General features: G+C 55.7%; 25 protein-coding genes, 1 tRNA gene and 1 other RNA gene. 3 read left to right on the top strand and 24 right to left on the bottom strand.

What is annotated here, in order from left to right; genetic code table 11:
• Nucleotides 1-7 precede the first annotated feature (7 nt).
• A complete protein-coding gene (aroG, locus tag BHE81_RS19765; protein ID WP_002895086.1) occupies nt 8-1,060 on the bottom strand; it encodes a 3-deoxy-7-phosphoheptulonate synthase AroG in 1,053 nt (350 codons plus the stop codon).
• A gap of 314 nt (nt 1,061-1,374) precedes the next feature.
• Between aroG and BHE81_RS19760 the strand changes: the two genes are divergently transcribed.
• Complete coding sequence (locus BHE81_RS19760; RefSeq protein ID WP_020804020.1) at nt 1,375-1,740, top strand: YbgS-like family protein; 366 nt, start codon at nt 1,375-1,377, stop codon at nt 1,738-1,740.
• A gap of 117 nt (nt 1,741-1,857) precedes the next feature.
• The gene (zitB, locus tag BHE81_RS19755; RefSeq protein ID WP_004147641.1) at nt 1,858-2,802 is read left to right on the top strand and encodes a CDF family zinc transporter ZitB; all 945 of its coding nucleotides are present in this window, start codon (nt 1,858-1,860) and stop codon (nt 2,800-2,802) included.
• On the opposite strand, the gene pnuC is transcribed toward zitB, so the two are convergent.
• Together pnuC and nadA are read right to left on the bottom strand one after the other, a co-directional pair.
• Entirely contained in the window at nt 2,799-3,518 is a 720-nt protein-coding gene (gene pnuC, locus BHE81_RS19750) for a nicotinamide riboside transporter PnuC (protein WP_004151689.1), read from the bottom strand. The two genes, zitB and pnuC, sit on opposite strands and share 4 nt — an antisense overlap.
• Nucleotides 3,519-3,553: 35 nt before the next feature.
• Nucleotides 3,554-4,597: a quinolinate synthase NadA gene (gene nadA / locus BHE81_RS19745; RefSeq protein WP_002895074.1), complete on the bottom strand. Its 1,044-nt coding sequence runs from the start codon at nt 4,595-4,597 to the stop codon at nt 3,554-3,556.
• Between the two features lie 69 nt (nt 4,598-4,666).
• Between nadA and BHE81_RS19740 the strand changes: the two genes are divergently transcribed.
• Entirely contained in the window at nt 4,667-4,816 is a 150-nt protein-coding gene (locus BHE81_RS19740) for a hypothetical protein (protein WP_004218635.1), read from the top strand.
• A gap of 85 nt (nt 4,817-4,901) precedes the next feature.
• On the opposite strand, the gene BHE81_RS19735 is transcribed toward BHE81_RS19740, so the two are convergent.
• The 21 genes from BHE81_RS19735 to sdhC form a co-directional block, all read right to left on the bottom strand.
• Nucleotides 4,902-5,039, bottom strand: a non-coding RNA gene (locus BHE81_RS19735) — RtT sRNA.
• Nucleotides 5,040-5,134: 95 nt separating this feature from the next.
• Nucleotides 5,135-5,210 (bottom strand) — tRNA-Lys (locus tag BHE81_RS19730).
• A 161-nt stretch (nt 5,211-5,371) separates the two neighbouring features.
• Nucleotides 5,372-6,166, bottom strand: coding sequence for a cell division protein CpoB (gene cpoB / locus BHE81_RS19725; RefSeq protein WP_002895071.1), 795 nt, complete (start codon nt 6,164-6,166; stop codon nt 5,372-5,374).
• Nucleotides 6,167-6,175: 9 nt separating this feature from the next.
• Entirely contained in the window at nt 6,176-6,700 is a 525-nt protein-coding gene (gene pal, locus BHE81_RS19720) for a peptidoglycan-associated lipoprotein Pal (protein ID WP_002895068.1), read from the bottom strand.
• A gap of 34 nt (nt 6,701-6,734) precedes the next feature.
• Nucleotides 6,735-8,027, bottom strand: coding sequence for a Tol-Pal system beta propeller repeat protein TolB (gene tolB / locus BHE81_RS19715; protein ID WP_002895066.1), 1,293 nt, complete (start codon nt 8,025-8,027; stop codon nt 6,735-6,737).
• Nucleotides 8,028-8,156: 129 nt separating this feature from the next.
• Nucleotides 8,157-9,482 (bottom strand): cell envelope integrity protein TolA, encoded by a 1,326-nt coding sequence (gene tolA / locus BHE81_RS19710; protein ID WP_023302156.1) that lies wholly within the window; start codon nt 9,480-9,482, stop codon nt 8,157-8,159.
• Between the two features lie 99 nt (nt 9,483-9,581).
• Nucleotides 9,582-10,010, bottom strand: coding sequence for a colicin uptake protein TolR (gene tolR / locus BHE81_RS19705; RefSeq protein WP_002895061.1), 429 nt, complete (start codon nt 10,008-10,010; stop codon nt 9,582-9,584).
• 3 nt (nt 10,011-10,013) lie between these two features.
• Nucleotides 10,014-10,706, bottom strand: a complete 693-nt coding sequence (gene tolQ / locus BHE81_RS19700) for a Tol-Pal system protein TolQ (RefSeq protein WP_004152221.1) — start codon at nt 10,704-10,706, stop codon at nt 10,014-10,016.
• Nucleotides 10,703-11,107 carry a tol-pal system-associated acyl-CoA thioesterase gene (gene ybgC, locus BHE81_RS19695; RefSeq protein WP_002895056.1) on the bottom strand — a complete coding sequence of 135 codons (405 nt, stop codon included), beginning with the start codon at nt 11,105-11,107 and terminating at the stop codon, nt 10,703-10,705. Before ybgC ends, tolQ begins: the two co-directional genes overlap by 4 nt.
• A gap of 149 nt (nt 11,108-11,256) precedes the next feature.
• Nucleotides 11,257-11,547: a cyd operon protein YbgE gene (gene ybgE, locus BHE81_RS19690; protein ID WP_002895053.1), complete on the bottom strand. Its 291-nt coding sequence runs from the start codon at nt 11,545-11,547 to the stop codon at nt 11,257-11,259.
• On the bottom strand, nt 11,547-11,663 hold the full coding sequence (gene cydX, locus BHE81_RS19685) for a cytochrome bd-I oxidase subunit CydX (protein WP_002895051.1): 117 nt from the start codon (nt 11,661-11,663) through the stop codon (nt 11,547-11,549). Before cydX ends, ybgE begins: the two co-directional genes overlap by 1 nt.
• A gap of 15 nt (nt 11,664-11,678) precedes the next feature.
• Nucleotides 11,679-12,818 (bottom strand): cytochrome d ubiquinol oxidase subunit II, encoded by a 1,140-nt coding sequence (gene cydB / locus BHE81_RS19680; RefSeq protein ID WP_002895049.1) that lies wholly within the window; start codon nt 12,816-12,818, stop codon nt 11,679-11,681.
• Between the two features lie 15 nt (nt 12,819-12,833).
• Nucleotides 12,834-14,402 carry a cytochrome ubiquinol oxidase subunit I gene (gene cydA / locus BHE81_RS19675; protein WP_002895047.1) on the bottom strand — a complete coding sequence of 523 codons (1,569 nt, stop codon included), beginning with the start codon at nt 14,400-14,402 and terminating at the stop codon, nt 12,834-12,836.
• Nucleotides 14,403-15,227: 825 nt separating this feature from the next.
• Entirely contained in the window at nt 15,228-16,097 is an 870-nt protein-coding gene (gene sucD / locus BHE81_RS19665; RefSeq protein ID WP_023302157.1) for a succinate--CoA ligase subunit alpha, read from the bottom strand.
• The gene (gene sucC, locus BHE81_RS19660; RefSeq protein ID WP_002895039.1) at nt 16,097-17,263 is read right to left on the bottom strand and encodes an ADP-forming succinate--CoA ligase subunit beta; all 1,167 of its coding nucleotides are present in this window, start codon (nt 17,261-17,263) and stop codon (nt 16,097-16,099) included. Before sucC ends, sucD begins: the two co-directional genes overlap by 1 nt.
• A 103-nt stretch (nt 17,264-17,366) precedes the next feature.
• Complete coding sequence (gene odhB / locus BHE81_RS19655; RefSeq protein ID WP_004142209.1) at nt 17,367-18,593, bottom strand: 2-oxoglutarate dehydrogenase complex dihydrolipoyllysine-residue succinyltransferase; 1,227 nt, start codon at nt 18,591-18,593, stop codon at nt 17,367-17,369.
• A 14-nt stretch (nt 18,594-18,607) separates the two neighbouring features.
• Nucleotides 18,608-21,415 (bottom strand): 2-oxoglutarate dehydrogenase E1 component, encoded by a 2,808-nt coding sequence (gene sucA / locus BHE81_RS19650; RefSeq protein ID WP_012068464.1) that lies wholly within the window; start codon nt 21,413-21,415, stop codon nt 18,608-18,610.
• Between the two features lie 381 nt (nt 21,416-21,796).
• Nucleotides 21,797-22,513: a succinate dehydrogenase iron-sulfur subunit SdhB gene (gene sdhB, locus BHE81_RS19645; RefSeq protein ID WP_002894954.1), complete on the bottom strand. Its 717-nt coding sequence runs from the start codon at nt 22,511-22,513 to the stop codon at nt 21,797-21,799.
• 15 nt (nt 22,514-22,528) lie between these two features.
• Nucleotides 22,529-24,295 carry a succinate dehydrogenase flavoprotein subunit gene (gene sdhA, locus BHE81_RS19640; RefSeq protein WP_004179067.1) on the bottom strand — a complete coding sequence of 589 codons (1,767 nt, stop codon included), beginning with the start codon at nt 24,293-24,295 and terminating at the stop codon, nt 22,529-22,531.
• Nucleotides 24,295-24,642: a succinate dehydrogenase membrane anchor subunit gene (gene sdhD, locus BHE81_RS19635; protein ID WP_002894949.1), complete on the bottom strand. Its 348-nt coding sequence runs from the start codon at nt 24,640-24,642 to the stop codon at nt 24,295-24,297. Before sdhD ends, sdhA begins: the two co-directional genes overlap by 1 nt.
• A complete protein-coding gene (sdhC, locus tag BHE81_RS19630; RefSeq protein WP_004142216.1) occupies nt 24,636-25,040 on the bottom strand; it encodes a succinate dehydrogenase cytochrome b556 subunit in 405 nt (134 codons plus the stop codon). Before sdhC ends, sdhD begins: the two co-directional genes overlap by 7 nt.
• Nucleotides 25,041-25,481 lie beyond the last annotated feature (441 nt).

Here is a 25,481-nt window from a genome sequence, read left to right as displayed (position 1 = left end):
GAGTAGCTTAGCCGCGGCGGGTTTTCACCGCTTCCGCCAGCTGACGCAGGATCGTTTCGGTATCCTCCCAGCCGATGCAGGCGTCGGTGACGCTCTTGCCGTAGGTCAGCGGTTCACCGCTCTCGAGGCTCTGGTTGCCTTCCACCAGATGGCTTTCAATCATCACGCCCATAATGGCGCGCTCGCCGCCGGCGATCTGCTGGCATACGTCGGCGCCCACTTCCATCTGCTTCTTGAACTGCTTGCTGGAGTTGGCATGGCTGAAGTCGATCATCACCTGGGCCGGAAGACCCGCTTTCGCCAGACCGATTTTCACCTCCGCCACGTGCTTCGCGCTGTAGTTAGGCTCTTTGCCGCCGCGCAAAATAATATGGCAGTCGCCGTTACCGCTGGTATTCACGATGGCGGAGTGGCCCCACTTGGTGACCGACAGGAAACAGTGCGGCGCGCCGGCGGCGTTAATCGCATCGATAGCCACCTTGATGGTGCCATCGGTACCGTTTTTAAAGCCCACCGGGCAGGAGAGTCCGGAGGCGAGCTCACGGTGCACCTGGGATTCGGTGGTACGCGCGCCAATGGCGCCCCAGCTCATCAGATCGGCGACATACTGCGGGGTGATCATATCGAGGAATTCCCCCGCCGCCGGCAGGCCGCTGTCGTTAATGTCCAGCAGCAGTTTGCGCGCGATGCGCAACCCGTCGTTGATGCGGAAGCTGTTATCCATATGGGGATCGTTGATGAGCCCTTTCCAGCCGACGGTGGTGCGCGGTTTTTCAAAATAGACCCGCATGACGATCTCGAGCTCGCCCTTCAGCGCCTCGCGCAGGGTCAGCAGGCGGGCGGCATACTCTTTCGCCGCTGCCGGATCGTGAATAGAACAAGGCCCAATCACCACCAGCAGACGGTCATCGTCGCCTTTGAGGATCTGATGGATCGCTTTGCGAGCATGTGCAACGGTGTTTGCAGCATTTTCGGTAGCAGGGAATTTTTCCAGGAGCGCAACGGGAGGTAATAATTCGTTGATCTCTTTAATGCGTAAATCGTCGTTCTGATAATTCATCTTCTTTCCAGCGTTGCCATACTTATTCAATGAAATGCAATCCCTCCAATCTATCTCTTCGCTGAAATAGTGTAAACGTGATTTTACAGTAGTGATGGAATAATCCTGGAAATAGGCAAAAATACGCCATAAAGTAGCGAAGCCAGGCTCATGAACTACAATATTTAACTGTTAAAGCTAATTAAGTCTTACGTTTCAGGATTATATAGTGACACTGCGATCGTCTGCGGAGTCTTAAACCATAGCGAGTCAGATCCCTGGCACACTCACCGCGGGAAGCGCATTTCCCCTTCCCGGCTTAACAGGAGTATCCGATGAATATGAAAAAACTGACGACCCTTTTGCTCACCGCCACCTTAGGTCTTGCCAGCGGCGCGGCCCTGGCGGCAGACACCGGCGCCCAGTCCAATAATGGCCAGGCCAACTCTTCCGCGGATGCCGGTCAGGTGGCGCCGGATGCCCGTGAGAACGTGGCGCCGAACAACGTGGACAATAGTCAGATCAACTCTGGCTCTGGGGGCAGCACGGGCTCGACGATGACCCAGGATAATATGTCGAGCGATGAGGTACATAAAAACTCGATGTGTAAAGACGGCCGCTGTCCGGACACCGGTAAAAAACTGGACAACGGCGGCAATACGACCCAAGACAACAGCAAAACCGATGGCACCACCCAGTAACACATGAGGTGGGCAGATCGAAGAAAAGGCGAGCCGGTCTCGCCTTTTCTTCGTTTTTTATCGCTCTCTGTTTATGATGTCATAGCGTAATAATGATAACTATTAAGGGACGACACTATGGCGCACTCGCATTCGCACTCCTCTGTCCAGGCTCCGGATAACAGCAACGCCCGCCGGCTGCTATGGGCGTTTATCGTCACCGCCGGCTTTATGCTGATTGAAGCCGTCGGCGGCGCGATCTCCGGCTCGCTGGCCCTGCTGGCGGATGCCGGCCATATGCTCACCGACTCCGCCGCTCTGCTGTTTGCGCTGCTGGCGGTTCGCTTCGCCAGCCGCCCACCAAATGCCCGCCATACCTTTGGCTGGTTGCGTTTAACCACCCTGGCGGCGTTTCTCAATGCTATTGCTCTGGTGGTGATCACCATGCTGATTGTCTGGGAGGCGATTCAGCGCTTCCAGCATCCGCAGCCGGTAGCCGGCGTGACGATGATGGTCATTGCAGTCGCCGGTCTGCTGGCCAACGTGCTGGCGTTTTGGATCCTACATCGGGGTAGCGAGGAGCGGAATCTTAACGTACGCGCCGCAGCGCTACACGTGCTTGGCGACCTGCTGGGCTCGGTCGGCGCGATCGTGGCGGCCGTGGTGATCCTCACCACCGGCTGGACGCCTGTCGACCCGATTCTTTCCGTTCTGGTTTCCTGCCTGGTATTACGTAGTGCCTGGCGATTACTGAAAGAGAGTCTGAATGAATTGCTGGAAGGCGCGCCGCGTTCGCTGGATGTGGCGGCCCTGCAGCGGGATATCCGTCGCTCTATCCCGGAGGTACGCGATGTTCACCACGTCCACGTCTGGCTGGTGGGGGAAAAACCGGTGATGACGCTCCATGTACAGGTCGTTCCACCGCACGATCATGACGCGTTACTCAACCGCATCCTGCATTTCCTGGAACATAAATATGAAATTGCGCATGCCACGGTGCAGATGGAGTACCAGCCCTGCAGCGGCCCGGAGTGCCATCTCAACACGATGCACGCCGGGCACGATCATCACCACCACCATTAGCCAGAAAACGCGTGAGAACCTCGCTCACGCGCGCTGTTTATCCACATCCGGCTGCCGTTCAACGCAATGAACGTCAGCAAGAGGTATTCCAGCGACATGGCATAGACGCCCTGACGGGCAAAAATCACCACGCTTATCACGTTGACGATCACCCACAGCAGCCAGTTTTCAACATACTTGCGGGTCATTAAGATCATCGCCACCACCGACAGCACCGTCATACAGGAGTCCCAGAACGGGAAAGCATCCGGCTGCAGTTCCGGCATAGTGACCTGCAAACCGAGCGCTTGCATCAGGCTGACCGCGATCCGCGTCAGGAAAGCAAAGAACGGGTTAATAAACAGGGTCAGCAAGCCGATCGCTACCACGCAGGCCGCCAGCCAGCCCAGCGCTTTGCTGCGCGGCAGCCAGCGGATCTGCAGCTCAGCCTCATGGTTGCTGCTTTGTCGCGACCATGCATACCAGCCGTAAACGTTAGCGGCAAAAAAGAACAGCTGCAGCAGCAGGCTGGCGTACAGCTGGATCTGAAAGAAGATGATGGCGAACAGCGTGACGTTGACCAGCCCGAAAGCATAGTTACTGATCTTCTCCAGGCTCGCCAGCCAGATACACAACAGCCCGGCAATCGTTCCCACGGCCTCTATCCAGGAGAGATCGTACCCCCCAGCGCCGATGGGTATATGTACTAAAATATTCTGCGTGCTAAAAAAATCCATTTCCTCCCCTCAGCGTCTGGCGACGCGACAATAGGTTATCCCCGTAGTGTAGCCGCAAAATCCAGCATCCGGTTAAGGGGAATTAATGCGCCGGTTCGCAGCGCTTCGTCGACATGGATTTCATGTTCAGCGCCGCCCTGCTCGAGCCCCTCGGCAATGGCTTTCAGGCCATTCATCGCCATCCACGGACAATGCGCGCAGCTGCGACAGGTCGCCCCTTCGCCGGCGGTGGGCGCTTCCAGCAGCGTTTTCTCCGGCACCGCCTGCTGCATTTTATAGAAAATACCGCGATCGGTGGCCACGATCAGCTGGCGCTGGGGCAGGCTTTTCGCCGCCGCAATCAGCTGGCTGGTGGAGCCTACGGCATCGGCCATCTCAACGATCGCCTGCGGCGACTCGGGATGGACCAGCACGGCGGCTTCGGGATGCAGAGCCTTCATCCGCATCAACGCCTGGGTTTTAAACTCGTCGTGCACGATGCACGCCCCCTGCCAGCACAGCACGTCTGCGCCGGTCTGACGCTGAACGTAACGCCCAAGGTGGCGGTCCGGCGCCCAGAGGATCTTTTGACCAAGACTATCCAGATGGTCAATGAGTTCCACGGCGATGCTGGAGGTCACAACCCAGTCGGCGCGGGCCTTCACCGCGGCGGACGTATTGGCATAGACCACTACGGTGCGGTCAGGATGGGCGTCGCAAAAGGCGTTGAATTCCTCAATCGGACAGCCCAGATCCAATGAACACTCGGCGTTCAGGGTCGGCATCAAAATGGTCTTTTCCGGGCTGAGAATTTTGGCGGTTTCCCCCATAAAACGCACCCCGGCGACCAGCAGCGTGGAGGCCGAATGGCGGGCGCCAAAGCGCGCCATCTCCAGCGAGTCGGCGATACAGCCGCCGGTCTCTTCCGCCAGCTGTTGAATTTCAGGATCGGTGTAGTAATGCGCCACCATCACGGCATCGCGCTCGCGTAGCAGGCGCTTGATTTTTTCGCGGTAAAACTGCTTTTCGTCGACGGTCAGCGGCTGCGGTTTAGCAGGGAAAGGATAAATCGCCGTTTCAGGATCAAACATTACGCTCATCATGCAATCTCGTTTTACTGGCTTAACTCTATAACCGTCAGTATGGCCTGTCGGCGGCTTAATACGGTCATGGTGTTTTATATGCTAAACAAGATAGCCGATTACGAGCTAAAAGTCGTGATGAATTTTGTACATCAGACCCTTTTCCCGGGGACGGTGCTGCGCATCTGCCCGAACGACCGGTTCGTATCCTGTGCAGGCACGGTAAGCGCAGCGTGACCGTGGGAAAATGATGAATTAAGAAATTATTAACATTGATGAGTGGCAGGGAAAATGCAGATAGCAAAAAGGCGCCTTTTTACATTGGTGGGTCGTGCAGGATGACTCGGCTTCGCCTCCCCCTGCGGGCCGTCGCCGCAAGCGGCTCCGTTGTCTCACTGCGTTCGACTCGAACCTGCTGCAGAGAAACTCGTCTCATCCTGAGACTCGCCCTGCGGGCCAACGCTGCCGCGTTGTTCAAAATTGTTCCCGACAATTTTGTCGAATCGTTGAGTTCTGCGCATAGCAAAAAGGCGCCTTTAGGGCGCCTTTTTACATTGGTGGGTCGTGCAGGATTCGAACCTGCGACCAATTGATTAAAAGTCAACTGCTCTACCAACTGAGCTAACGACCCACTCTGGCATTGCTTTGGGCTTGTTTGATATCCCTTGGCAACGGCGGCATATATTACTGATTTCAGAATTCAGCGCAACTAAAATTTCGATAAAGATCACTTAACTGCTGGCGATTCAGGCGACAAGACCAGAAATAACGCGATTTCTGGTCATGCCGTAATCAACCAAGAGCATTAAGTCGTTTTTGCGCTTGTTTCGCACCGTCGGTGCCGGGGAATTTGTTGATCACCTGCTGGTAAACCGCTTTCGCTTTCGCGGTATCACCTTTGTCCTGCATGATCACGCCGACTTTAAACATCGCGTCAGGCGCTTTTGGCGATTTCGGGTAGTTCTTCACCACCGAAGCGAAGTAAAACGCCGCGTCGTCTTTTCTCCCCTTATTGTAGTTCAACTGCCCGAGCCAGTAGTTAGCGTTTGGCTGGTAGGTTGAATCCGGGTACTTTTTGACGAAGTTTTGAAACGCCACCATCGCGTCATCCTGGCGTGAGGCATCCTTCACCAGGGCAATAGCGGCATTATAATCGGTGTTCGCATCGCCGGTCATCGCCGGGGCGCCTGAGGTGGCCGCTGGCGCTGCGCTGGTGGCAGCCGCGCTCTGATCGCCAGAAGACGACGGAGCCTGCGCACCTGATGCTGCGCCGCCACCGCTGCTCAGACTATCTATCTGCAGCAGAATCTGTTTCTGGCGCTCAACGATCTGATTCAGCTGGTACTGGTTCTCCTGGATCTGCCCGCGGAGAGAATCAATGTCAGTCTGGTTATCAGAGAGTTGTTGCTGGAGTTGGGTTAAAAGCTGGCTGTGAGCATTGGAAATACGCTCGAGTTGAGTGACGCGGTCTTCGACCGAGCCTGAGCCGACACTACTGATTGGCGCCTGAGCAAAAGCGGCCCAGGGGGCCGCTATGCCAACCAGTAACGACAGACTCAATAAATGATGTCTGAAGTTACTGCTCATGCAATTCTCTTAGTAAACCAGTACGGCGCGACGGTTTTTGGCATATGCCGCTTCGTCATGACCCAGTACTGCTGGTTTTTCTTTACCGTAAGAAACGATGGAGATCTGATCGGCAGAAACACCTTTGCCCTGCAGATACATCTTAACGGCGTTAGCACGACGCTCACCCAGAGCGATGTTGTATTCCGGCGTACCGCGCTCATCCGCGTGACCTTCTACAGTCACTTTGTAGGACGGGTTGCTGCGCAGGAAGTTAGCGTGCGCGTCCAGCATAGCAGCGAAGTCAGAACGGATATCGTACTTGTCGAGATCGAAGTAAACGATGTTGTTCTGCTGCAGCTGCTGCATCTGCAGACGAGCTTGCTCTTCAGAAGACATGTTGCCGCCGTTACCGTTAGCGTCCATACCAGTGCCGGCACCCAGCATGCCTTCACCGCTCTGGTCGTTGCTGGCGTTCTTGTTAGAAGAACATGCCGCGATTGCCATAACCGGCAGAGCGATCATCAGCCCTTTCAGCACTTTGTTCAGTTGCATTTCTTTGATTCCTTTAATAATCAATTATTTATTATCACAGATACGGCGACCAGGCAGGCGATTTTACCTGTCCATCAGTTGCCGGAAGACGCGCTTTGAAACGCCCATCTGTAGAAACCAGATTCAGCACGGATCCCATCCCCTGAGAAGAGCTGTAGATTACCATAGTGCCGTTAGGTGCCAGACTTGGCGTTTCGTCTAAAAACGTTGATGACAGAACCTGTACACCACCCGTTTCCAGATCTTGTTTGGCAATGTGCTGCTGACCGCCGGCCGAGCTGACCATTACCATGGTTTTACCATCCGCGCTCACGTCGGCGTCCTGGTTCTGAGAACCTTCCCAGGTGATACGCTGCGGCGTGCCGCCATTAATGTTGACTTTATATACCTGCGGACGACCTGCCTGGTCAGAAGTGAAGGCCAGATTCTGGCTGTCCGGGAACCAGCTTGGTTCGGTGTTGTTGCTGCGACCGTTGGTCACCTGACGAATCTGACCCGATCCCAGATCCATTACGTACAGGTTCAGGCTACCGGTTTTCGACAGCGCGAACGCCAGTTTAGAACCATCCGGTGAGAACGCCGGGGCGCCGTTGTGCTGCGGGAAGGAGGCGATCTGACGCACAGAGGCGTTCGCCAGGGTCTGAACCACCAGCGCAGAACGACCGCTTTCAAAGGTAACGTAGGCCAGTTTAGAACCGTCCGGAGACCAGGCCGGGGACATCAGCGGCTGGGAGGAACGGTGAACCAGGAACTGGTTGTAACCATCGTAGTCGGACACGCGCAGTTCGTAAGGGTACTGGCCGCCGTTTTTCTGCACCACGTAGGCGATACGGGTACGGAAGGCGCCCTTGATGCCGGTCAGCTTCTCAAATACCGCGTCGCTGGCCGCGTGCGCCGCATAGCGCAGGTACTGCTTAGTGACTTTAAAAGAACCTTGCGCCAGCGTTGTGCCCGGCGCTCCGCCGGTGTCCACCAGTTGATACGCAACCTGATAAGAACCATCCGGATTTTGCGTGACCTGGCCGACGACTACGGCGTCAATACCCAGCGCAGACCAGGCAGCAGGCTGCACTTCCTGGGCACTGGTCGGCTGCTGCGGCAGACGAGAGCGATCCAGCGGATTGAATTTACCGCTGTTGCGCAGGTCAGCTGCCACGATACCACCGACATCTTCCGGCGCAGCGCCCTGGCCGGCCCACTGGAACGGTACCACGCCGATAGGGCGCGCCGAGTCCACCCCCTGGGTGATCTCGATACGTACTTCTGCGTGCAGCACCGCCGCCCACAGCATTAAAAAACCAAATGCTACTCGTAATGCCTGCTTCATCATATCTCCCTTATCCGGGCGGAAAGCCCACGATAATTTAGCAGAATGTTAACAAACTCAAATATACAAAACTACCAAAACCCTGTGACTACCATAGATTGTTTTTCCCCGTTTGCACGGGGAAAAATGTCACTGAGGTTTGAAGTCCAGTGGCGCATTTTTGAAGACTTCATATACTGCCTGGCTAGGTGGTTTCGGAAACTTAGCCTGTCGGGCTGCGGCAAGAGCGGCCTGGCACAGAGCAGGATCACCACCTTCGGACTGTATATTTAACAACAGGCCGTCAGGAGCAAGTTTGATACGCAAGGTACATGTTTTGCCCGCATAGGACGATGCGTCATAAAACTTACTTTCAATCGCCGATTTTATCTGTCCGGCATAGTTGTTGATATCAGCCCCTGAGGCACTGTTTTTAGTATTACCACTCCCGGCAGCGGAGGCATTGTTTCCTTTGGCCCCACCGCCTGTTTTAGGCGCATTCTTACCAGAACTCAGATCGCCGAGCAGGTTGTCAACGCCGTCCGCTTCTTTCGCAGCCGCCGCTTTCTTCGCCGCCGCGGCTTTTGCTGCTGCCGCTTTGGCCGCTTTATCAGCTGCAGCCTTCTCTGCTGCAGCCGCTTTCGCTGCCGCCGCTTTTTCAGCGGCTGCGGCTTTCTCGGCGGCGGCCTTCTCAGCGGCCGCTTTTTGCGCGGCGGCTTTCTCAGCGGCTTTTTCGGCAGCCGCTTTTTCAGCTGCCGCCTGCTTAGCCGCTTCCTGCTGGGCTTTTTTCTCCGCTTCCTGTTGCGCTTTCTTCGCAGCCGCCGCTTCCGCTTTCTTCTGCGCCTCGGCCGCAGCTTTCGCCGCTTCAGCTTCCGCCTGTTTCTTCGCCTCGGCAGCGGCTTTCACTGCAGCGGCTTCGGCCTGCTTCTTCGCGTCAGCAGCCGCCTTGGCCGCCGCCTGTTCTGCCGCTTTCGCCTGGGCATCCGCCTTCGCTTTCGCCTCGGCGGCCGCTTTGGCAGCGGCTTCCTGCGCTTCTTTTGCCTGTGCGTCCGCTTTGGCTTTTGCCGCCGCGGCGGCCTTGGCAGCCGCTTCTTCAGCCTGCTTCTGCTGCTCCTTCGCTTCTTTCGCCGCTTCCTGCGCCTGCAGCCGCTCCTGTTCGAGCTGTTTCAGCCGTTCCTGTTCCGCCGCCTGTTTCTCACGTAACTCTTCCGCCTGCTGCTGCGCCTGTTTTTCACGCTGTTCAGCGGCGCGACGTGCGCTGGCCTGCTGCTGTTGCTGACGGTTATAGTTATTTACCACCGCCCCCGGATCGACCATGACGGCATCAATCGACGATCCGCCGCCGCCGCCGGCAGAGGCATCCAGATGCTCGTCAAACGAACTCCAGATCAGCAGCGCGATCAGAATGATGTGCAGCGCGACTGAAATGATGATCGCTCGTTTAAGCTTGTCGTTTTGTTCGGTTGCCTTTGACACTATCGGTTCCCAAAAACTGTTCGCCTGTATCCGCGATGCGCACCGACGGCGAGCGATACCCACCACCGGACGCCGCGCGGACGCACCTACCTGAAGCGATTAAATAGGTTTGGTCATCAAGCCGACCGATTTAACCCCTGCACTATGCAACAGGTTCAGCGCTTTAATAATTTCATCGTAAGGGACGTCTTTCGCACCGCCGATCAGGAATACCGTTTTTTCATTGGCTTCAAGACGACGCTTCGCTTCGGCAATTACCTGCTCCGGCGGCAGCTGGGACAGCGTCTCCTGCCCCACCTTCACGCTGTACTGCCCTACCCCGGAGACTTCCACAATCACCGGCGGATCGTCATTGCTTTTCACCGCTTGCGATTCCGTGGCGTCCGGCAGATCGACTTCCACGCTCTGCGTAATGATCGGCGCCGTTGCCATAAAGATCAGCAGCAGCACCAGCAGGACATCCAGCAGCGGAACGATGTTGATCTCGGACTTCAGTTCGCGACGTCCGCGTCCACGTGCTCTGGCCATGGCTTACCCCTTATTGCTTTCGCTGGTGGTAAAGGCCTGACGGTGCAGAATAGCGGTGAACTCTTCCATAAAGTTGTCGTAATTCAGTTCAAGCTTGTTCACGCGCTGGTTCAGGCGGTTATACGCCATGACCGCCGGGATCGCGGCGAACAGACCAATCGCGGTGGCGATCAGCGCTTCGGCGATACCTGGTGCCACCATCTGCAGGGTGGCCTGCTTCACCGCGCCAAGGGCGATAAAGGCGTGCATAATCCCCCAGACGGTACCGAACAGACCGATATACGGGCTGATCGAGCCTACGGTGCCGAGGAACGGAATATGGGTCTCCAGTGTTTCCAGTTCGCGGTTCATCGAAATACGCATCGCGCGCGATGCCCCTTCGACAATCGCTTCCGGCGCATGGCTGTTAGCCCGATGCAGGCGTGCAAACTCTTTGAAACCGCTGTAGAAGATTTGTTCCGAACCGGTCAGGTTATCGCGACGCCCCTGGCTCTCCTGGTACAGACGAGAGAGCTCGATCCCGGACCAGAATTTGTCCTCGAACGCTTCAGCTTCACGCGCGGCCGAGTTAAGGATACGCGTTCTCTGAATAATGATAGCCCAGGAAGCGATAGAAAAACCAATCAAAATCAACATGATAAGTTTTACCAGAAGGCTCGCCTTCAGGAACAAATCAAGGATATTCATGTCAGTCACTGCTTAAACTCCGCGACAATAGACTTGGGAAGCGCACGTGGCTTCATTAAGAGTGGATCAACGCACACAATGAGAACCTCAGCTTCGTTTAACACTGTATTCTCGGCGTTGACGATTCGCTGCGTGAAAACCAAAGAGGTGCCGCGCATCGAGGTAATTTCCGTCTGGACTTCGAGCATGTCGTCGAGTCTGGCGGGGGCAAAATACTCCAGCGTCATTTTGCGAACCACGAAGGCAACGCGTTCAGCCAACAGCACCTGTTGACTAAAGTGATGGTGGCGCAGCATCTCTGTGCGTGCTCTTTCATAAAAAGCGACGTAACTGGCGTGGTAAACCACACCACCGGCATCGGTATCTTCGTAGTAGACCCGAACCGGCCATCGAAACAGCGTTGTATTCACTTTACATCCCGGTAATGCAAAAAAAGGTTAGAGCTTTCAAACTTCGCTACTATACGCGCGGGAAAGGTGGTTTGGAATGGGGGAAAGTAAACGGGGCGTAAATTTTTATGGGCTTATGCAAGCCCATAGCATTAACAGAGATCTCTTATTCAAAAGAAGAAAAAGAAGAGACCTAAAGCGAGCACGATATCAGCGATAAGCGGACAAAAAATCCCCTGCCAGTGAACGGCACGCGGGCGAAAGCCCACGCCGTGAATAACGCCGCTGCAAACCGCCCACATCAGCAAGAAACCATGCCAGATTTCCAGCTCGCTGGTCTTCGCCGCAAAGCGCGACGGATCCCAGAAAATGCAGCCAGCCAGCAGCAGCGCCATCAATAAGGAAAGCGCCCGGAGCGGGCGCTTGTCCATTATCGCGTACAGAGTAGCGATAAATTTCATCAGATTTCTTCTTTCTTCCCGGCTTTGGTGGCTTCCACGTGCTCAAGCGCCAGCGCGGTAATGACCCCAAAAGCACAGGCAAGAAGCGTTCCCAAAATCCATGCGAAGTACCACATATATAGCTCCTTACCTTAGTACAGCGAGTGGGTATTCTTTTCGATGTCTTCGCGCGTGATGCGGCCAAACATCTTCCAGTAACACCAGCTGGTGTAGGCCAGAATGATCGGCACGAAAACAATCGCCACGTAGGTCATCAGGTTCAGCGTCCGCTGACTGGAGGTCGCGTCCCACATCGTCAGGCTGGCGTTCAGCATGGTGCTGGACGGCATGATGAACGGGAACATCGCGATACCGGCAGTCAGAATGATGCAGGCCAGGGTCAGCGAGGAGAACAGGAATGCCCAGGCACCTTTATCCGCTTTGGTCGAAACGACGGTCAGCAGCGGCAACACCACGCCCAGGGCAGGCACCGCCCACAGCGCTGGCATATTGTTAAAGTTCACCATCCACGCGCCAGCTTCCCGCACCACTTCCTTGGTCAGCGGGTTAGACGGGCCGGTATGGTCAATCACCGATTTCACCACATAGCCGTCGATGCCGTAGTAGACCCACACGCCCGCCAGCGCGAAGCAGACCAGCGTCACCAGCGCCGCCACCATGGAAACGGTGCGAGTACGCAGGTGCAGTTCGCCTACGGTACGCATCTGCAGGTAGGTGGCGCCCTGAGTCAGGATCATCGCCACGCTGACGATACCGGCCAGCAGACCAAACGGGTTCAGCAACTGGAAGAAGTTACCGGTATAGAACAGACGCAGGTATTCATCGACGTGGAACGGCACGCCCTGCAGCAGGTTGCCAAAGGCCACGCCAATCACCAGCGGCGGCACGAAGCTACCGATGAAGATGCCCCAGTCCCACATGTTGCGCCAGCGGGTGTCCTCGATCTTGGAACGGTAGTCAAAACCGACCGGACGGAAGAACAGCGAGGCCAGCACCAGAATCATCGCCACATAGAAGCCAGAGAACGCCGCGGCGTAAACCATCGGCCAGGCAGCGAACAGCGCGCCGCCGGCGGTGATAAGCCACACCTGGTTACCGTCCCAGTGCGGGGCGATGGCGTTGATCATAATCCGACGCTCGGTGTCGTTGCGGCCGAGGAAGCGGGTGAGCATGCCCACCCCCATGTCGAACCCGTCGGCGACGGCAAAACCAATCAGCAGAATGCCAATCAGCAGCCACCAGATAAAACGCAATACTTCATAATCGATCATTTGACGACTCCTGTCTTAGCGTGCCGACTGAATAGCCGCAGAGGACTGTTCAAAGTGATAGCGGCCGGTTTTCAGGCTGCTAGGTCCTTTGCGGGCAAACTTGAACATCAGGAACAGTTCAGCCACCAGGAACAGCGTGTACAGACCGCAGATCAGCAACATTGAGAAGATCAGATCGCCCGCGGTCAATGATGAGTTAGCCACCGCCGTCGGCAGGACCTCACCAATCGCCCACGGCTGACGGCCGTATTCGGCAACAAACCAGCCCGACTCCACGGCAATCCACGGCAGCGGCAGGCCGTAGAATGCGGCGCGCAGCAGCCATTTTTTCTCGCCGATGCGGTTACGGATCACGCTCCAGAAGGAGGCGCCTATAATCAGCAGCATCAGGATGCCGCACGCCACCATGATACGGAAGGCGAAGTACAGCGGTGCGACGCTTGGAATGGAATCTTTGGTCGCTTTGGCGATCTGCTCTTCCGTGGCGTCAGCGACGTTCGGGGTATAGCGCTTCAACAGCAGGCCATAACCGAGGTCCTTCTTCACGTTATTGAACTGGTCACGCACGGCCTGATCGGTTGAACCGGCGCGCAGCTGTTCCAGCAGCGCGTAGGCTTTCATGCCGTTACGGATACGCTCTTCGTGCTGAACCATCAGATCCTTGAGGCCGATAACCGGCTTGTCCACCGAGCGGGTAGCAATGATGCCCAGCGCGTAGGGGATCTGGATCGCAAAGTGGTTGGTCTGCGCATTCTGATCGGGAATACCAAACAGGGTGAAGGCCGCCGGCGCAGGCTGGGTTTCCCACTCTGCTTCGATAGCCGCCAGTTTGGTTTTCTGCACGTCACCCATTTCGTAACCGGATTCGTCACCCAGCACAATAACGGAGAGGATCGCCGCCATACCGAAGCTGGCTGCGATGGCAAAGGAGCGCTTGGCAAAGGCGAAGTCGCGACCTTTCAGCATGTACCAGGAGCTAATCGCCAGGATGAACATCGCGCCGGTGACATAGCCCGACGCCACAGTGTGAACGAATTTCACCTGGGCGACCGGGTTGAGCACCAGTTCAGAGAAGCTGACCATCTCCATACGCATGGTTTCGAAGTTGAAGTCCGATGCGATAGGGTTCTGCATCCAGCCGTTGGCGACAAGGATCCACAGCGCGGAGAGGTTGGAACCCAGCGCAACCAGCCAGGTGACGGCCATGTGCTGAACTTTGCCCAGACGATCCCAACCGAAGAAGAACAGACCTACAAAGGTGGATTCGAGGAAGAAGGCCATCAGACCTTCAATGGCCAGCGGCGCACCAAAGATATCGCCCACGTAGTGTGAGTAATACGACCAGTTAGTCCCGAACTGGAACTCCATGGTCAGACCGGTCGCCACACCCAGCGCGAAGTTAATACCAAACAACTTGCCCCAGAATTTGGTCATATCTTTATAAATCTGTTTGCCGGAAAGGACGTAGACCGTTTCCATGATGGCCAGCAGGAACGCCATACCGAGCGTTAGCGGCACAAACAGGAAGTGGTACATCGCGGTCAAGGCAAACTGTAAGCGCGACAGTTCGACTATATCTAACATCATGACTCCTTGCTCATCGCATGAAGACTCCGAAAATGAACCGAGAAGCTCTGGCTCATACGCATGCCCCAATACAAATTTATTTGTCGCCCGTCCACAGCAGGTTTCAATCGAAGGTAAAACCATGCCAGGGTAAGGTTACAAATACGTTAACGAAAAACCCAATTGATTCCCCAATATATTACGCCGCAATAACCTTACAATAAATATGTTTTTATTGTTCCAGTTTTACATTTTTCGACGGTGATCAATATATAGTGAAGATGGCTGAATTCAGCCAATTTGACTTGAGACAATTTAACGTTTTTTGAGGGATTTTTCCAAGGATTAAGTATTGATATAAATCAATTTTTACTCTATGTGTTAATTATGTAGCCCAATAAAGAATATTGGTGAACTTAATGTTAATTAAGTGTTTAAACTATGGCTTTTCCAGTTACTAAAAAGAGAGATATGAGAATCATAGGTAATATTATTTAACGTCGTGGAAAAAAAACAAAAAAAGGAACCGATCCGAATAATGTTAGACCGCTCACAGTATTTTATCTGCTTCCTTATCCCCTGCCCCACGCTTTTTCGATGCCGCTTTTGTTTCCCTACGGTACAGCCGGGGTATATTTTTTTTAGCCACTACAGCGCATCGAAAATACTTATTAAATAATAAATTAAATCAATATGATAGATAAGGCTTTTCGCAGAAAATCAATTCGTTGTTGGCACTGCGGTTCTGACGAGACGGGATAACGGTCACAAAAAAGGCCACCTGACGGTGGCCAACCATGTCGAAATCGGACAGATTTCTGCTTGCGGACAAGCAGAGAGGGTTTACTTGATAATAGCTTTCAGCGCTTCGCCGATGTCGGCCAGGCTGCGAACAGTTTTCACATCCGCCGCTTCCAGCGCTGCGAATTTCTCATCCGCTGTACCTTTACCGCCGGCGATGATAGCGCCCGCGTGGCCCATACGCTTGCCTTTCGGCGCGGTAACACCCGCGATGTAGCCAACAACCGGCTTAGTGACATGATCTTTAATATAAGCAGCCGCTTCTTCTTCCGCGCTGCCGCCGATCTCACCGATCATGACGATCGCTTCGGTCTGCGGATCTTCCTCGAACATCTTCAGGATATCGATGAAGTTGGAGCCCGGGATCGGGTCGCCGCCGATACCGACGCAGGTAGACTGGCCGAAGCCGTAGTCGGTGGTCTGCTTAACCGCTTCATAGGTCAGGGTGCCGGAACGGGAAACGATGCCCACTTTACCCGGCTTGTGAATGTGACCCGGCATGATGCCGATTTTGCACTCGCCCGGAGTGATAACGCCCGGGCAGTTCGGGCCGATCATACGCACGCCCGCTTCGTCCAGCTTCACCTTCACGGTCAGCATATCCAGCGTTGGGATACCTTCGGTGATGGTGATGATAAGCTTAATGCCCGCGTCGATCGCTTCCAGGATGGAATCTTTGCAGAACGGCGCCGGAACGTAGATCACGGTCGCGGTCGCGCCGGTCGCTTCAACGGCTTCGCGCACGGTGTTGAACACCGGCAGGCCCAGATGAGTGGTGCCGCCTTTGCCTGGCGTCACGCCGCCAACCATTTGCGTACCGTAAGCGATCGCTTGTTCAGAGTGGAAGGTCCCCTGGCTACCGGTGAAGCCCTGGCAGATAACCTTGGTATCTTTATTAATTAAAACTGACATTATTTCCCCTCCACTGCGGCAACAACCTGCTGTGCTGCGTCCGTCAGACTTTTCGCTGCAATAATATTCAGGCCGCTGTCAGCCAGTTTTTTCGCGCCCAGTTCGGCGTTGTTACCTTCCAGACGAACCACAACCGGAACGTTAACCCCTACTTCCGCTACCGCGCCGATGATGCCGTCAGCGATCAGGTCGCAACGCACGATGCCGCCGAAGATATTAACCAGCACCGCTTTAACGTTGTCGTCAGAGAGGATGATTTTGAACGCTTCGGTCACGCGCTCTTTGGTCGCGCCGCCGCCTACGTCGAGGAAGTTAGCCGGTTCGCCGCCGTGCAGCTTAACGATGTCCATGGTACCCATCGCCAGGCCTGCGCCGTTAACCATGCAGCCGATGTTGCCGTCCAGCGCGACGTAGTTCAGTTCCCACTGCGCCGCCTGCGCTTCACGTGGGTCTTCCTGAGACTGATCGCGCATTTCGCGCAGATCCGGCTGGCGGAACAGCGCGTTGCCGTCAGCGCCCAGTTTGCCGTCGAGGCAGATCAGGTCGCCCTGCTTGGTGATCACCAGCGGGTTGATCTCGATCAGCGCCAGGTCGCGCTCAAGGAAAATGGTCGCCAGACCCATGAAAATCTTGGTGAACTGCTGAACCTGTTTACCTTCCAGACCCAGTTTGAACGCCAGTTCACGACCCTGGTAAGGCATCGGGCCCGCCAGCGGATCGATGGCGATCTTGTGGATCAGGTGCGGGGTCTCTTCCGCCACTTTCTCGATTTCCACGCCGCCTTCGGTAGACGCCATGAACACCACGCGACGGGAGCTGCGGTCAACAACCGCGCCCAGGTACAGCTCTTTGTCAATATCGGTCGCCGCTTCAACCAGGATCTGGTTAACCGGCTGGCCGTTCGCATCTGTTTGATAGGTCACCAGACGTTTGCCCAGCCAGTGCTCGGCAAATGCGCGGATCTCTTCTTTGCTCTTAACTACTTTCACACCGCCCGCTTTGCCGCGGCCACCAGCGTGAACCTGACATTTCACTACCCACGGACCCGCGCCGATTTTTGAAGCGGCTTCTTCTGCTTCACGCGGAGTAGTACAGGCATAACCCACCGGCGCCGGTAAGCCATAGCGGGCAAAAAGTTGTTTTGCCTGATATTCATGTAAGTTCATGTGTTCAGTCCATCCTTCAGGGTGTAATTATCTTTAAACCTGTAGGCCTGATAACGGCGCTAACGCGTGTTATCCGGCCTACGGTAGGTAATACGCTTGCTGACTACACGTCCAGCAGCAGACGGGTCGGATCTTCCAGCAGCTCTTTAATCGCCACCAGGAAGCCTACCGATTCACGTCCGTCGATCAGACGGTGGTCATAGGAGAGCGCCAGGTACATCATCGGCAGGATCTCTACCTTGCCATTGACCGCCATCGGACGGTCTTTAATGGCATGCATACCCAGAATAGCGCTCTGCGGTGGGTTGATGATCGGCGTGGACATCAGGGAGCCGAAGACGCCGCCGTTGGTAATAGTGAAGTTACCGCCGGTCAGGTCGTCTACGGTCAGCTTGCCGTCGCGGCCTTTCACTGCCAGCTCTTTGATATTCTTTTCGATATCCGCCATGCCCAGCAGGTCGACGTCACGCAGCACCGGGGTGACCAGACCGCGCGGAGTGGATACGGCCATGCTGACGTCGAAGTAGTTGTGGTACACCACGTCGTCGCCATCGATGGAAGCGTTCACTTCCGGATAGCGTTTCAGCGCTTCCACTACCGCTTTGACGTAGAAGGACATAAAGCCCAGGCGGATGCCATGACGTTTTTCGAACGCCTCACCGTACTGCTTACGCAGATCCATGATGGGCTTCATGTTGACTTCGTTAAAGGTCGTCAGCATGGCGGTAGAGTTTTTCGCTTCCAGCAGACGTTCGGCTACGCGTTTACGCAGACGGGTCATCGGAACGCGTTTTTCCGAACGGTGGCCCAGCTGCGGCGCCGGCGCGGCTGCCGGGGCGGCGGCTGGCGCTTTGGCTTCTGCCGGCGCCGGGGCTTTCGCCAGATGTTTCTCAACGTCTTCGCGGGTCAGACGGCCGCCGACGCCAGTGCCTTTGATGGCCGCTGGGTCAAGGTTGTGTTCAGCCAGCAGACGACGGATCGCCGGGCTCAGCGCGTCGTTGTTCTGCTCTTCCAGAGAGGCCTGCTGACGCTGCGCCGGAGTGGACGCTTTCGCATCGGCTTTCTCGCTGCTTTCTTTACCTGCGCTGTTGCCTTCGCGCAGGCGGCCAAGGATCTGGCGAGACAGGACGGTGGCGCCCTCGTCTTCCAGCACTGCATCCAGAATGCCGTCCGCTGATGCCGGTACTTCCAGTACCACTTTGTCAGTTTCGATTTCGACCAGAACTTCGTCACGGACGACCGCGTCGCCCGGTTTTTTGTGCCAGGTGGCGACGGTTGCGTCAGCTACGGACTCAGGCAGGTCGGGAACCAGAATATCTACGCTACTCATTGTGTATCCTTTAATTAATCGACGTTCAGCGCGTCATTGACCAGATCTTGTTGCTGTTTCTGGTGAACGGACATATACCCTACCGCCGGAGAGGCGGAGGCCGGGCGGCCTGCATAACGCAGAGAGGCCCCAAACGGAATCACTTCACGGAAGTGATGCTGGCTGCAGTACCATGCGCCCTGGTTGAGCGGCTCTTCCTGGCACCAGACAAAATCATGCACGTGCGCATACGCTTTCAGCGCTTCCTGCACCGCCTGATGCGGGAACGGATAGAGCTGCTCGATACGAACGATAGCGACATCTTTTTGCTCGTTTTTGCGGCGCTGTTCCAGCAGGTCGTAGTAAACCTTACCAGAGCACAGCACAACGCGCTTCACAGCCTGCGGATCAAGTTGATCGATTTCACCAATAGCCGGCAGGAAAGTGCCGTTCGCCAGCTCATCCATGCTGGAAACCGCCAGCGGATGACGCAGCAGCGACTTCGGCGACATCACCACCAGCGGACGACGCATACCGCGCAGCGCCTGGCGACGCAGCATGTGATAAACCTGTGCCGGCGTGGACGGCACGCAGACCTGCATGTTTTGTTCAGCGCACAGCTGCAGATAACGCTCCAGACGCGCGGAGGAGTGCTCCGGGCCCTGGCCTTCGTAACCGTGCGGCAGGAGCATCACCAGGCCGCACATCCTTCCCCACTTCTGCTCACCGGAGGAGATGAACTGGTCGATCACCACCTGCGCACCGTTGGCGAAGTCGCCAAACTGCGCTTCCCAGATAGTCAGAGTGCGCGGCTCGGCGGTGGCGTAACCATATTCGAACGCCAGCACCGCTTCTTCAGACAGTACCGAGTCCCAAACGCGGAACTGGCCCTGGCCGTTATGGACATGCTGCAGCGGCGTGTAGGTTGAACCATTGGTCTGGTTATGGATCACCGCATGACGGTGGAAGAAGGTGCCGCGGCCGGAGTCTTCGCCGGACAGACGAACCGGAATACCTTCGTCAACCAGCGTGGCGTAGGCCAGGTTTTCGGCACCGCCCCAGTCAAACAGCTTCTCGCCTGCCGCCATCGCCTGGCGGTCGGCATAAATTTTCGCCACGCGGGACTGCATTTCGATACCTTCCGGTACCGTGCTGATGCGTTTGGCCAACTCCTGCAGACGTTTCGGCTCAACTTTATCCGGATAGCTCTCGTCCCACTCGTGGTTGAGGTACGGCGACCAGGTAAAGGAATGCATATTCATCGGACGCCATTCCTGCACCACGCATTCGCCGGCATCCAGCGCATCGCGGTAGAGGTTAACCTGCTCGGTCGCATCTTCCAGAGTCGCCACCTTCTCCTGCTCCAGCTTGTCAGCATAGATTTTGCGCGGAGTCGGATGCTTTTTGATCTTCTGATACATCAGCGGCTGGGTTGCGCTCGGCTCATCGGCTTCGTTGTGGCCGTGACGGCGGTAGCACACCAGGTCAATGAAGACATCGCGTTTAAAGGTATTGCGGAAATCAAGCGCCAGACGGGTGACGAAGGCGACCGCTTCCGGATCGTCCGCATTGACGTGGAAAATCGGCGCCTGCACCATTTTACCGATGTCGGTGCAGTACGGCGTTGAGCGCGCATCCAGCGGGTTAGAGGTCGTGAAGCCCACCTGGTTGTTGATAACGATGCGCACGGTACCGCCCACTTCGTAACCGCGGGCTTTGGACATGTTCAGAGTTTCCTGAACCACGCCCTGGCCGGTGACGGCGGCGTCGCCGTGGATGGTAATAGGCAGAACTTTGTTGCTGCTTGGCTCGTCCAGACGATCCAGACGGGCGCGTACGGAACCGATAACCACCGGGCTGACGATCTCGAGGTGCGACGGGTTAAACGCCAGCGCCAGGTGCACCAGACCGCCTTCGGTTTCCATATCGGAAGAGAAGCCCATGTGGTACTTCACGTCGCCGGTGCCGAGGTGTTCTTTATGTTTGCCCGCGAACTCGTCGAACAGGTCCTGCGGTTTTTTACCCAGCACGTTGACCAGCACGTTCAGACGGCCGCGGTGCGCCATGCCCAGCACCACTTCGCGGGTGCCGCTTTTGCCTGCATGGCGGATCATCTCTTTGAGCATCGGGATCAGGGCGTCGCCACCCTCCAGCGAGAAGCGCTTCGCCCCCGGGAATTTGGCGCCGAGGTAGCGCTCCAGACCTTCCGCGGCGGTCAGTTCGCTGAGGAAGCGTTTTTTCTCTTCCGGGGTAAAGCTCGCTTTGCCAGCTACCGATTCAATGCGCTGCTGGATCCAGCGTTTTTCTTCGGTAGAGGTGATATGCATGTATTCCGCGCCGATGGAGCCGCAGTAGGTTTGCTTGAGGGCGGCAATCAGCTCGCCCAGCTTCATCGTGTCTTTACCGATGGCAAATGAACCTACGTTATAGCTTTCCTGGAAATCGGCCTCGGTCAGATCGTGGTAGGCCGGATCGAGATCCGCCACTCTCTCTTGCTTCCACAGCCCCAGCGGATCGAGATTCGCATGCTGGTGGCCACGGAAACGGTATGCGTTGATGAGCTGCAGGACTTTAACCTGCTTCACATTGGTGTCTGGGTCGGAAATCGAAGAAGTGTAACGTGAGGCATCCTTCGCCAGTCGACGGAAATAATCACGCGTTTTGGAATGAAATTGATCCGGTTTAACTCCGGTGCCAGGTAACTGCTGGAACATTGAACGCCAGTTGGCGTCAACAGAGTCAGGATCGGTTAAGAAGTCTTCATAGAGCTGTTCTATCCAGCTCTGGTTCGAACCAGAGAGGTAAGAAGAGTCCAGCCAGGCTTTCATTGCGCCGTTCTGCATCGTGATCCCTTAAGCATTCATATGCTTATTTCGCCGTAGAAACTACCACGCACACCGAGTGCACGTGCCGGGGTTCACTTGTTGCGGACGAGTTGTGGTTTCTATCCGCTAAGGAACCTTTAAAAACTGCCATTAATCTTCAGCGTTCAGGCTGCGGTTGCGTTGGCTGCCTTCGCTTACCCCGGTCACATAGTTCACTATGATCCCGGGGATGCGCTCAGTTGCCGCCTTACCTCGCACTGAACGCCTCGATTACTGGTACATCTTGTGGCGGTTTTTAAAGATTTCCTGCTATATCCCCCGGCGGCGCTAACGCTTGCCGGGGCTACTGCTTTGGTAGCCCGGATAAGCGCTAGCGCCATCCGGGACAGACCGTGTTGCTTACGCGCTGCGCTGCAGCAGCATCGACTTAATATGGCCGATGGCGCGCGTCGGGTTCAGCCCCTTCGGACACACACTGACGCAGTTCATAATGCTGTGACAGCGGAATACGCTGAAAGCATCGCTCAGGCCGTCCAGGCGCTCGCTGGTTTCGGTATCGCGACTGTCGATCAGGAAGCGATACGCGGCCAGCAGGCCAGCCGGGCCGATGAACTTGTCCGGGTTCCACCAGAACGACGGGCACGAGGTCGAACAGCAGGCGCACAGAATACACTCGTACAGCCCGTCGAGTTTCTCACGCTGCTCAGGCATCTGCAGATGCTCGCGAGCCGGAGGATTTTGCCCATTATTCAACAAGTAAGGCTTAATCTTCTCATATTGTGCATAGAATTGCCCCATGTCCACCACCAAATCACGGATAACCGGTAATCCTGGCAGCGGACGGATAACAATCTTCTTGCCCGGCTGATTCAGCGCGGAGATTGGCGTGATGCACGCCAAACCGTTTTTCCCGTTCATGTTCAGACCATCGGACCCGCAGACCCCTTCACGGCAGGAGCGGCGGAACGACAGCGACGGATCTTTTTCTTTCAGCTGGATCAGCGCATCCAGCAGCATCATGTCGCGACCTTCTTCCGCTTCAAGGGTGTAATCCTGCATGTGCGGAGCGTCGTCAACATCCGGGTTATAGCGATAAATTGAAAACTCGAGTTTCATTTTCCTGTCTCCGCATTAGTAAGTACGAATCTTCGGCGGGAATGCCGGACGCAGTTTCGGTTCCATATTGACGCTACGACGCGTCATGGATTCCGACTCTGGCAGGTACAGGGAATGGCACAGCCAGTTTTCATCATCACGATCCGGGAAGTCGAAGCGGCTGTGGGCGCCACGGCTCTCGGTACGGAAGTTAGCGGATACGGCGGTCGCGTAGGCGGTTTCCATCAGGTTATCCAGCTCCAGGCACTCAACGCGCTGGGTGTTGAACTCGCTGGAGGTATCGTCGAGACGGGCGTTTTTCAGGCGCTCGCGGATCACTTTCAGTTGCTCCAGACCTTTGTGCATCGCATCGCCTTCGCGGAACACCGAGAAGTTATGCTGCATACATTCCTGCAGCGCTTTGCGAATCGCCACCGGATCTTCACCAGAGCGGGTGTTGTTCCAGCGGTTGAGGCGATCCAGCGAGCCTTCGATATCGGATTCGCTAGCGTCGCGCAGCGTGCCCTGCTCGGCAATGGATTCCTGCAGATGCAGGCCCGCCGCGCGGCCGAAGACCACCAGGTCGAGCAGCGAGTTGCCGCCCAGACGGTTGGCGCCGTGGACCGATACGCAGGCGATTTCGCCTACCGCGAACAGGCCCGGGATCACCACGTCTTCGCCCTTCTCATTCACGGTCAACGCCTGGCCGGTGACTTTGGTCGGGATACCGCCCATCATGTAGTGACAGGTTGGGATAACCGGGATCGGCTCTTTCACCGGATCGACGTGGGCAAAGGTACGGGAAAGTTCAAGGATACCCGGCAGACGAGATTCCAGAACCTCTTTACCGAGGTGATCCAGTTTCAGTTTCGCGTGCGGGCCCCACGGACCGTCGCAGCCGCGGCCTTCGCGGATTTCGATCATGATGGAACGCGCCACCACGTCACGGCCCGCCAAGTCTTTAGCGTTCGGGGCATAACGCTCCATAAAGCGTTCGCCGTGTTTGTTCAGCAGGTAACCGCCTTCGCCGCGGCAACCTTCGGTAACCAGAACCCCAGCCCCGGCGATACCGGTCGGGTGGAACTGCCACATTTCCATATCCTGCACCGGCACGCCGGCGCGGATGGCCATCCCGACGCCGTCACCCGTATTGATGTGGGCGTTGGTGGTGGACTGATAGATACGGCCTGCGCCGCCGGTCGCCAGCACGGTGGCGCGGGCTTTAAAGTAGACCACTTCGCCGGTCTCGATGCACAGGGCGGTACAACCGACTACCGCGCCGTCCTGGTTTTTCACCAGATCGAGGGCGTACCATTCGGAGAAGATAGTGGTGTGGTTTTTCAGGTTCTGCTGATACAGAGTGTGCAGCAGGGCGTGACCGGTACGGTCAGCCGCCGCCGCGGTACGCGCCGCCTGTTCGCCGCCGAAGTTCTTCGACTGGCCGCCAAACGGGCGCTGATAAATACGGCCATCGTCAAGACGAGAGAACGGCAGTCCCATGTGCTCCAGCTCAAGAATCGCTTCCGGGCCGGTCTTACACATGTATTCGATGGCGTCCTGGTCGCCGATATAGTCCGACCCTTTTACGGTGTCGTACATATGCCATTCCCAGTTATCTTCATGGGAGTTACCGAGCGCGACGGTGATGCCACCCTGCGCGGATACGGTATGGGAACGGGTAGGGAACACTTTGGAGAGCAGTGCACAGGTCTGTCCGCTCTGGGAAATTTGCAGCGCCGCGCGCATACCTGCGCCGCCGGCACCGATGACAACAGCATCAAACTCTCTGACTGGCAATTTCATTACACACCCCACACCACAACAAATCCATAAAGAACGTAAGCCACCAGCGCCACAACGATAGCCAGCTGCAGAACCAGGCGCAGAGCCAGTGGTTTAACGTAGTCTGTTAACACCTGCCACATCCCGATCCAGGCATGGATGAGAATGGAAACGAGAGCCAGCAGAGTGAAGACTTTAGTGAAGCCGGAGGCAAAGAACCCGGTCCACACTTCCCATGAGATTTCACCGGTGGTGGCGAAGAAGCCAACCATGTAGATGATGTAGAGGGTCAGAACGATGGCGGTAGCACGGACCAGGATAAAGTCATGTACGCCGTTGCGTCCCAGTGCTGAGGCGTTGCTTACCATACGAGGACTCCTGCGAGAAGTGAAAGCACGACAGTAATAACAAAAGAAATTTTGGCGGAACGTTTCCCTGCTTCGAGGGTTTCGTCAAGGTAGCCAAAGTCCATCATCAGATGGCGAATACCGACAACGACGTGATAGGCCAGCGCGGTGAGAATGCCCCACATGATGAACTTCACAAAGAAGCTATCCATGATGGAGGCCGCCGTCAGAAAACCTTCTGGGGAGGAAAGGCTGGTGCCCAGCAGCCAAAGCAGAATTCCGACCGCCACGAAGGTGATGACACCGGAAACGCGATGGAGAATGGACGCTATCGCCGTGATTGGGAACCGTATCGTTTGTAGATCCAGATTGACAGGTCTTTGTTTTTTCACATTTCTTACCATGAATAACGCCCACATGCTGTTCTTATTGTTTCCTTCCTCCGGTCTGCTTGCGGGTCAGACAGCGTCCTTTCTATAACCAGAAGTCATGTTAAAACGTCTTTTCAGGCATTAAAACATCACTAAACAACGCTGGGTGGCTCGGGATTGCAGGGTGTTCCGGAGACCTGGCCGCAGTATAGGCCGTTCACAAAATCATTACAATTAACCTACATATAGTTTGTTGGGTTTTCTCCGGAACAGTGATCAAGGTCACGATACCAACATTTTTTTAATTTTTAATCACCTGATTTGACAAATATTAAACATTCTTGTTACAACCATTACCAGTTAAATGCAATAATGCTCAAAAGTTATGGGGTCACTCTTTCACCTGAGAATAAGTTATGTAACAGTGTGTCAGTATTGACCGATGTAATCAGGACAGTTATTAGTGGTATATAGGTTTTAATATTCGGA

The sequence above is a fragment of the Klebsiella sp. AqSCr genome, assembly GCF_008452795.1.
Classification (GTDB): domain Bacteria; phylum Pseudomonadota; class Gammaproteobacteria; order Enterobacterales; family Enterobacteriaceae; genus Klebsiella; species Klebsiella pneumoniae.
The sequence above is the reverse complement of the archived record's forward strand: the minus strand, read 5'-3'. Positions and strand labels throughout refer to the sequence as shown.

Bases quoted from the DNA above. Each gene is read 5' to 3' on its own strand.
- aroG (WP_002895086.1), bottom strand. From the start codon at position 1,060: ATGAATTATCAGAACGACGATTTACGCATTAAAGAGATCAACGAATTA.
- BHE81_RS19760 (WP_020804020.1), top strand. From the start codon at position 1,375: ATGAATATGAAAAAACTGACGACCCTTTTGCTCACCGCCACCTTAGGT.
- zitB (WP_004147641.1), top strand. From the start codon at position 1,858: ATGGCGCACTCGCATTCGCACTCCTCTGTCCAGGCTCCGGATAACAGC.
- pnuC (WP_004151689.1), bottom strand. From the start codon at position 3,518: ATGGATTTTTTTAGCACGCAGAATATTTTAGTACATATACCCATCGGC.
- nadA (WP_002895074.1), bottom strand. From the start codon at position 4,597: ATGAGCGTAATGTTTGATCCTGAAACGGCGATTTATCCTTTCCCTGCT.
- BHE81_RS19740 (WP_004218635.1), top strand. From the start codon at position 4,667: ATGGTGTTTTATATGCTAAACAAGATAGCCGATTACGAGCTAAAAGTC.
- cpoB (WP_002895071.1), bottom strand. From the start codon at position 6,166: ATGAGCAGTAACTTCAGACATCATTTATTGAGTCTGTCGTTACTGGTT.
- pal (WP_002895068.1), bottom strand. From the start codon at position 6,700: ATGCAACTGAACAAAGTGCTGAAAGGGCTGATGATCGCTCTGCCGGTT.
- tolB (WP_002895066.1), bottom strand. From the start codon at position 8,027: ATGAAGCAGGCATTACGAGTAGCATTTGGTTTTTTAATGCTGTGGGCG.
- tolR (WP_002895061.1), bottom strand. From the start codon at position 10,010: ATGGCCAGAGCACGTGGACGCGGACGTCGCGAACTGAAGTCCGAGATC.
- ybgE (WP_002895053.1), bottom strand. From the start codon at position 11,547: ATGAAATTTATCGCTACTCTGTACGCGATAATGGACAAGCGCCCGCTC.
- cydX (WP_002895051.1), bottom strand. From the start codon at position 11,663: ATGTGGTACTTCGCATGGATTTTGGGAACGCTTCTTGCCTGTGCTTTT.
- cydB (WP_002895049.1), bottom strand. From the start codon at position 12,818: ATGATCGATTATGAAGTATTGCGTTTTATCTGGTGGCTGCTGATTGGC.
- cydA (WP_002895047.1), bottom strand. From the start codon at position 14,402: ATGTTAGATATAGTCGAACTGTCGCGCTTACAGTTTGCCTTGACCGCG.
- sucD (WP_023302157.1), bottom strand. From the start codon at position 16,097: ATGTCAGTTTTAATTAATAAAGATACCAAGGTTATCTGCCAGGGCTTC.
- sucC (WP_002895039.1), bottom strand. From the start codon at position 17,263: ATGAACTTACATGAATATCAGGCAAAACAACTTTTTGCCCGCTATGGC.
- odhB (WP_004142209.1), bottom strand. From the start codon at position 18,593: ATGAGTAGCGTAGATATTCTGGTTCCCGACCTGCCTGAGTCCGTAGCT.
- sucA (WP_012068464.1), bottom strand. From the start codon at position 21,415: ATGCAGAACGGCGCAATGAAAGCCTGGCTGGACTCTTCTTACCTCTCT.
- sdhB (WP_002894954.1), bottom strand. From the start codon at position 22,513: ATGAAACTCGAGTTTTCAATTTATCGCTATAACCCGGATGTTGACGAC.
- sdhA (WP_004179067.1), bottom strand. From the start codon at position 24,295: ATGAAATTGCCAGTCAGAGAGTTTGATGCTGTTGTCATCGGTGCCGGC.
- sdhD (WP_002894949.1), bottom strand. From the start codon at position 24,642: ATGGTAAGCAACGCCTCAGCACTGGGACGCAACGGCGTACATGACTTT.
- sdhC (WP_004142216.1), bottom strand. From the start codon at position 25,040: ATGTGGGCGTTATTCATGGTAAGAAATGTGAAAAAACAAAGACCTGTC.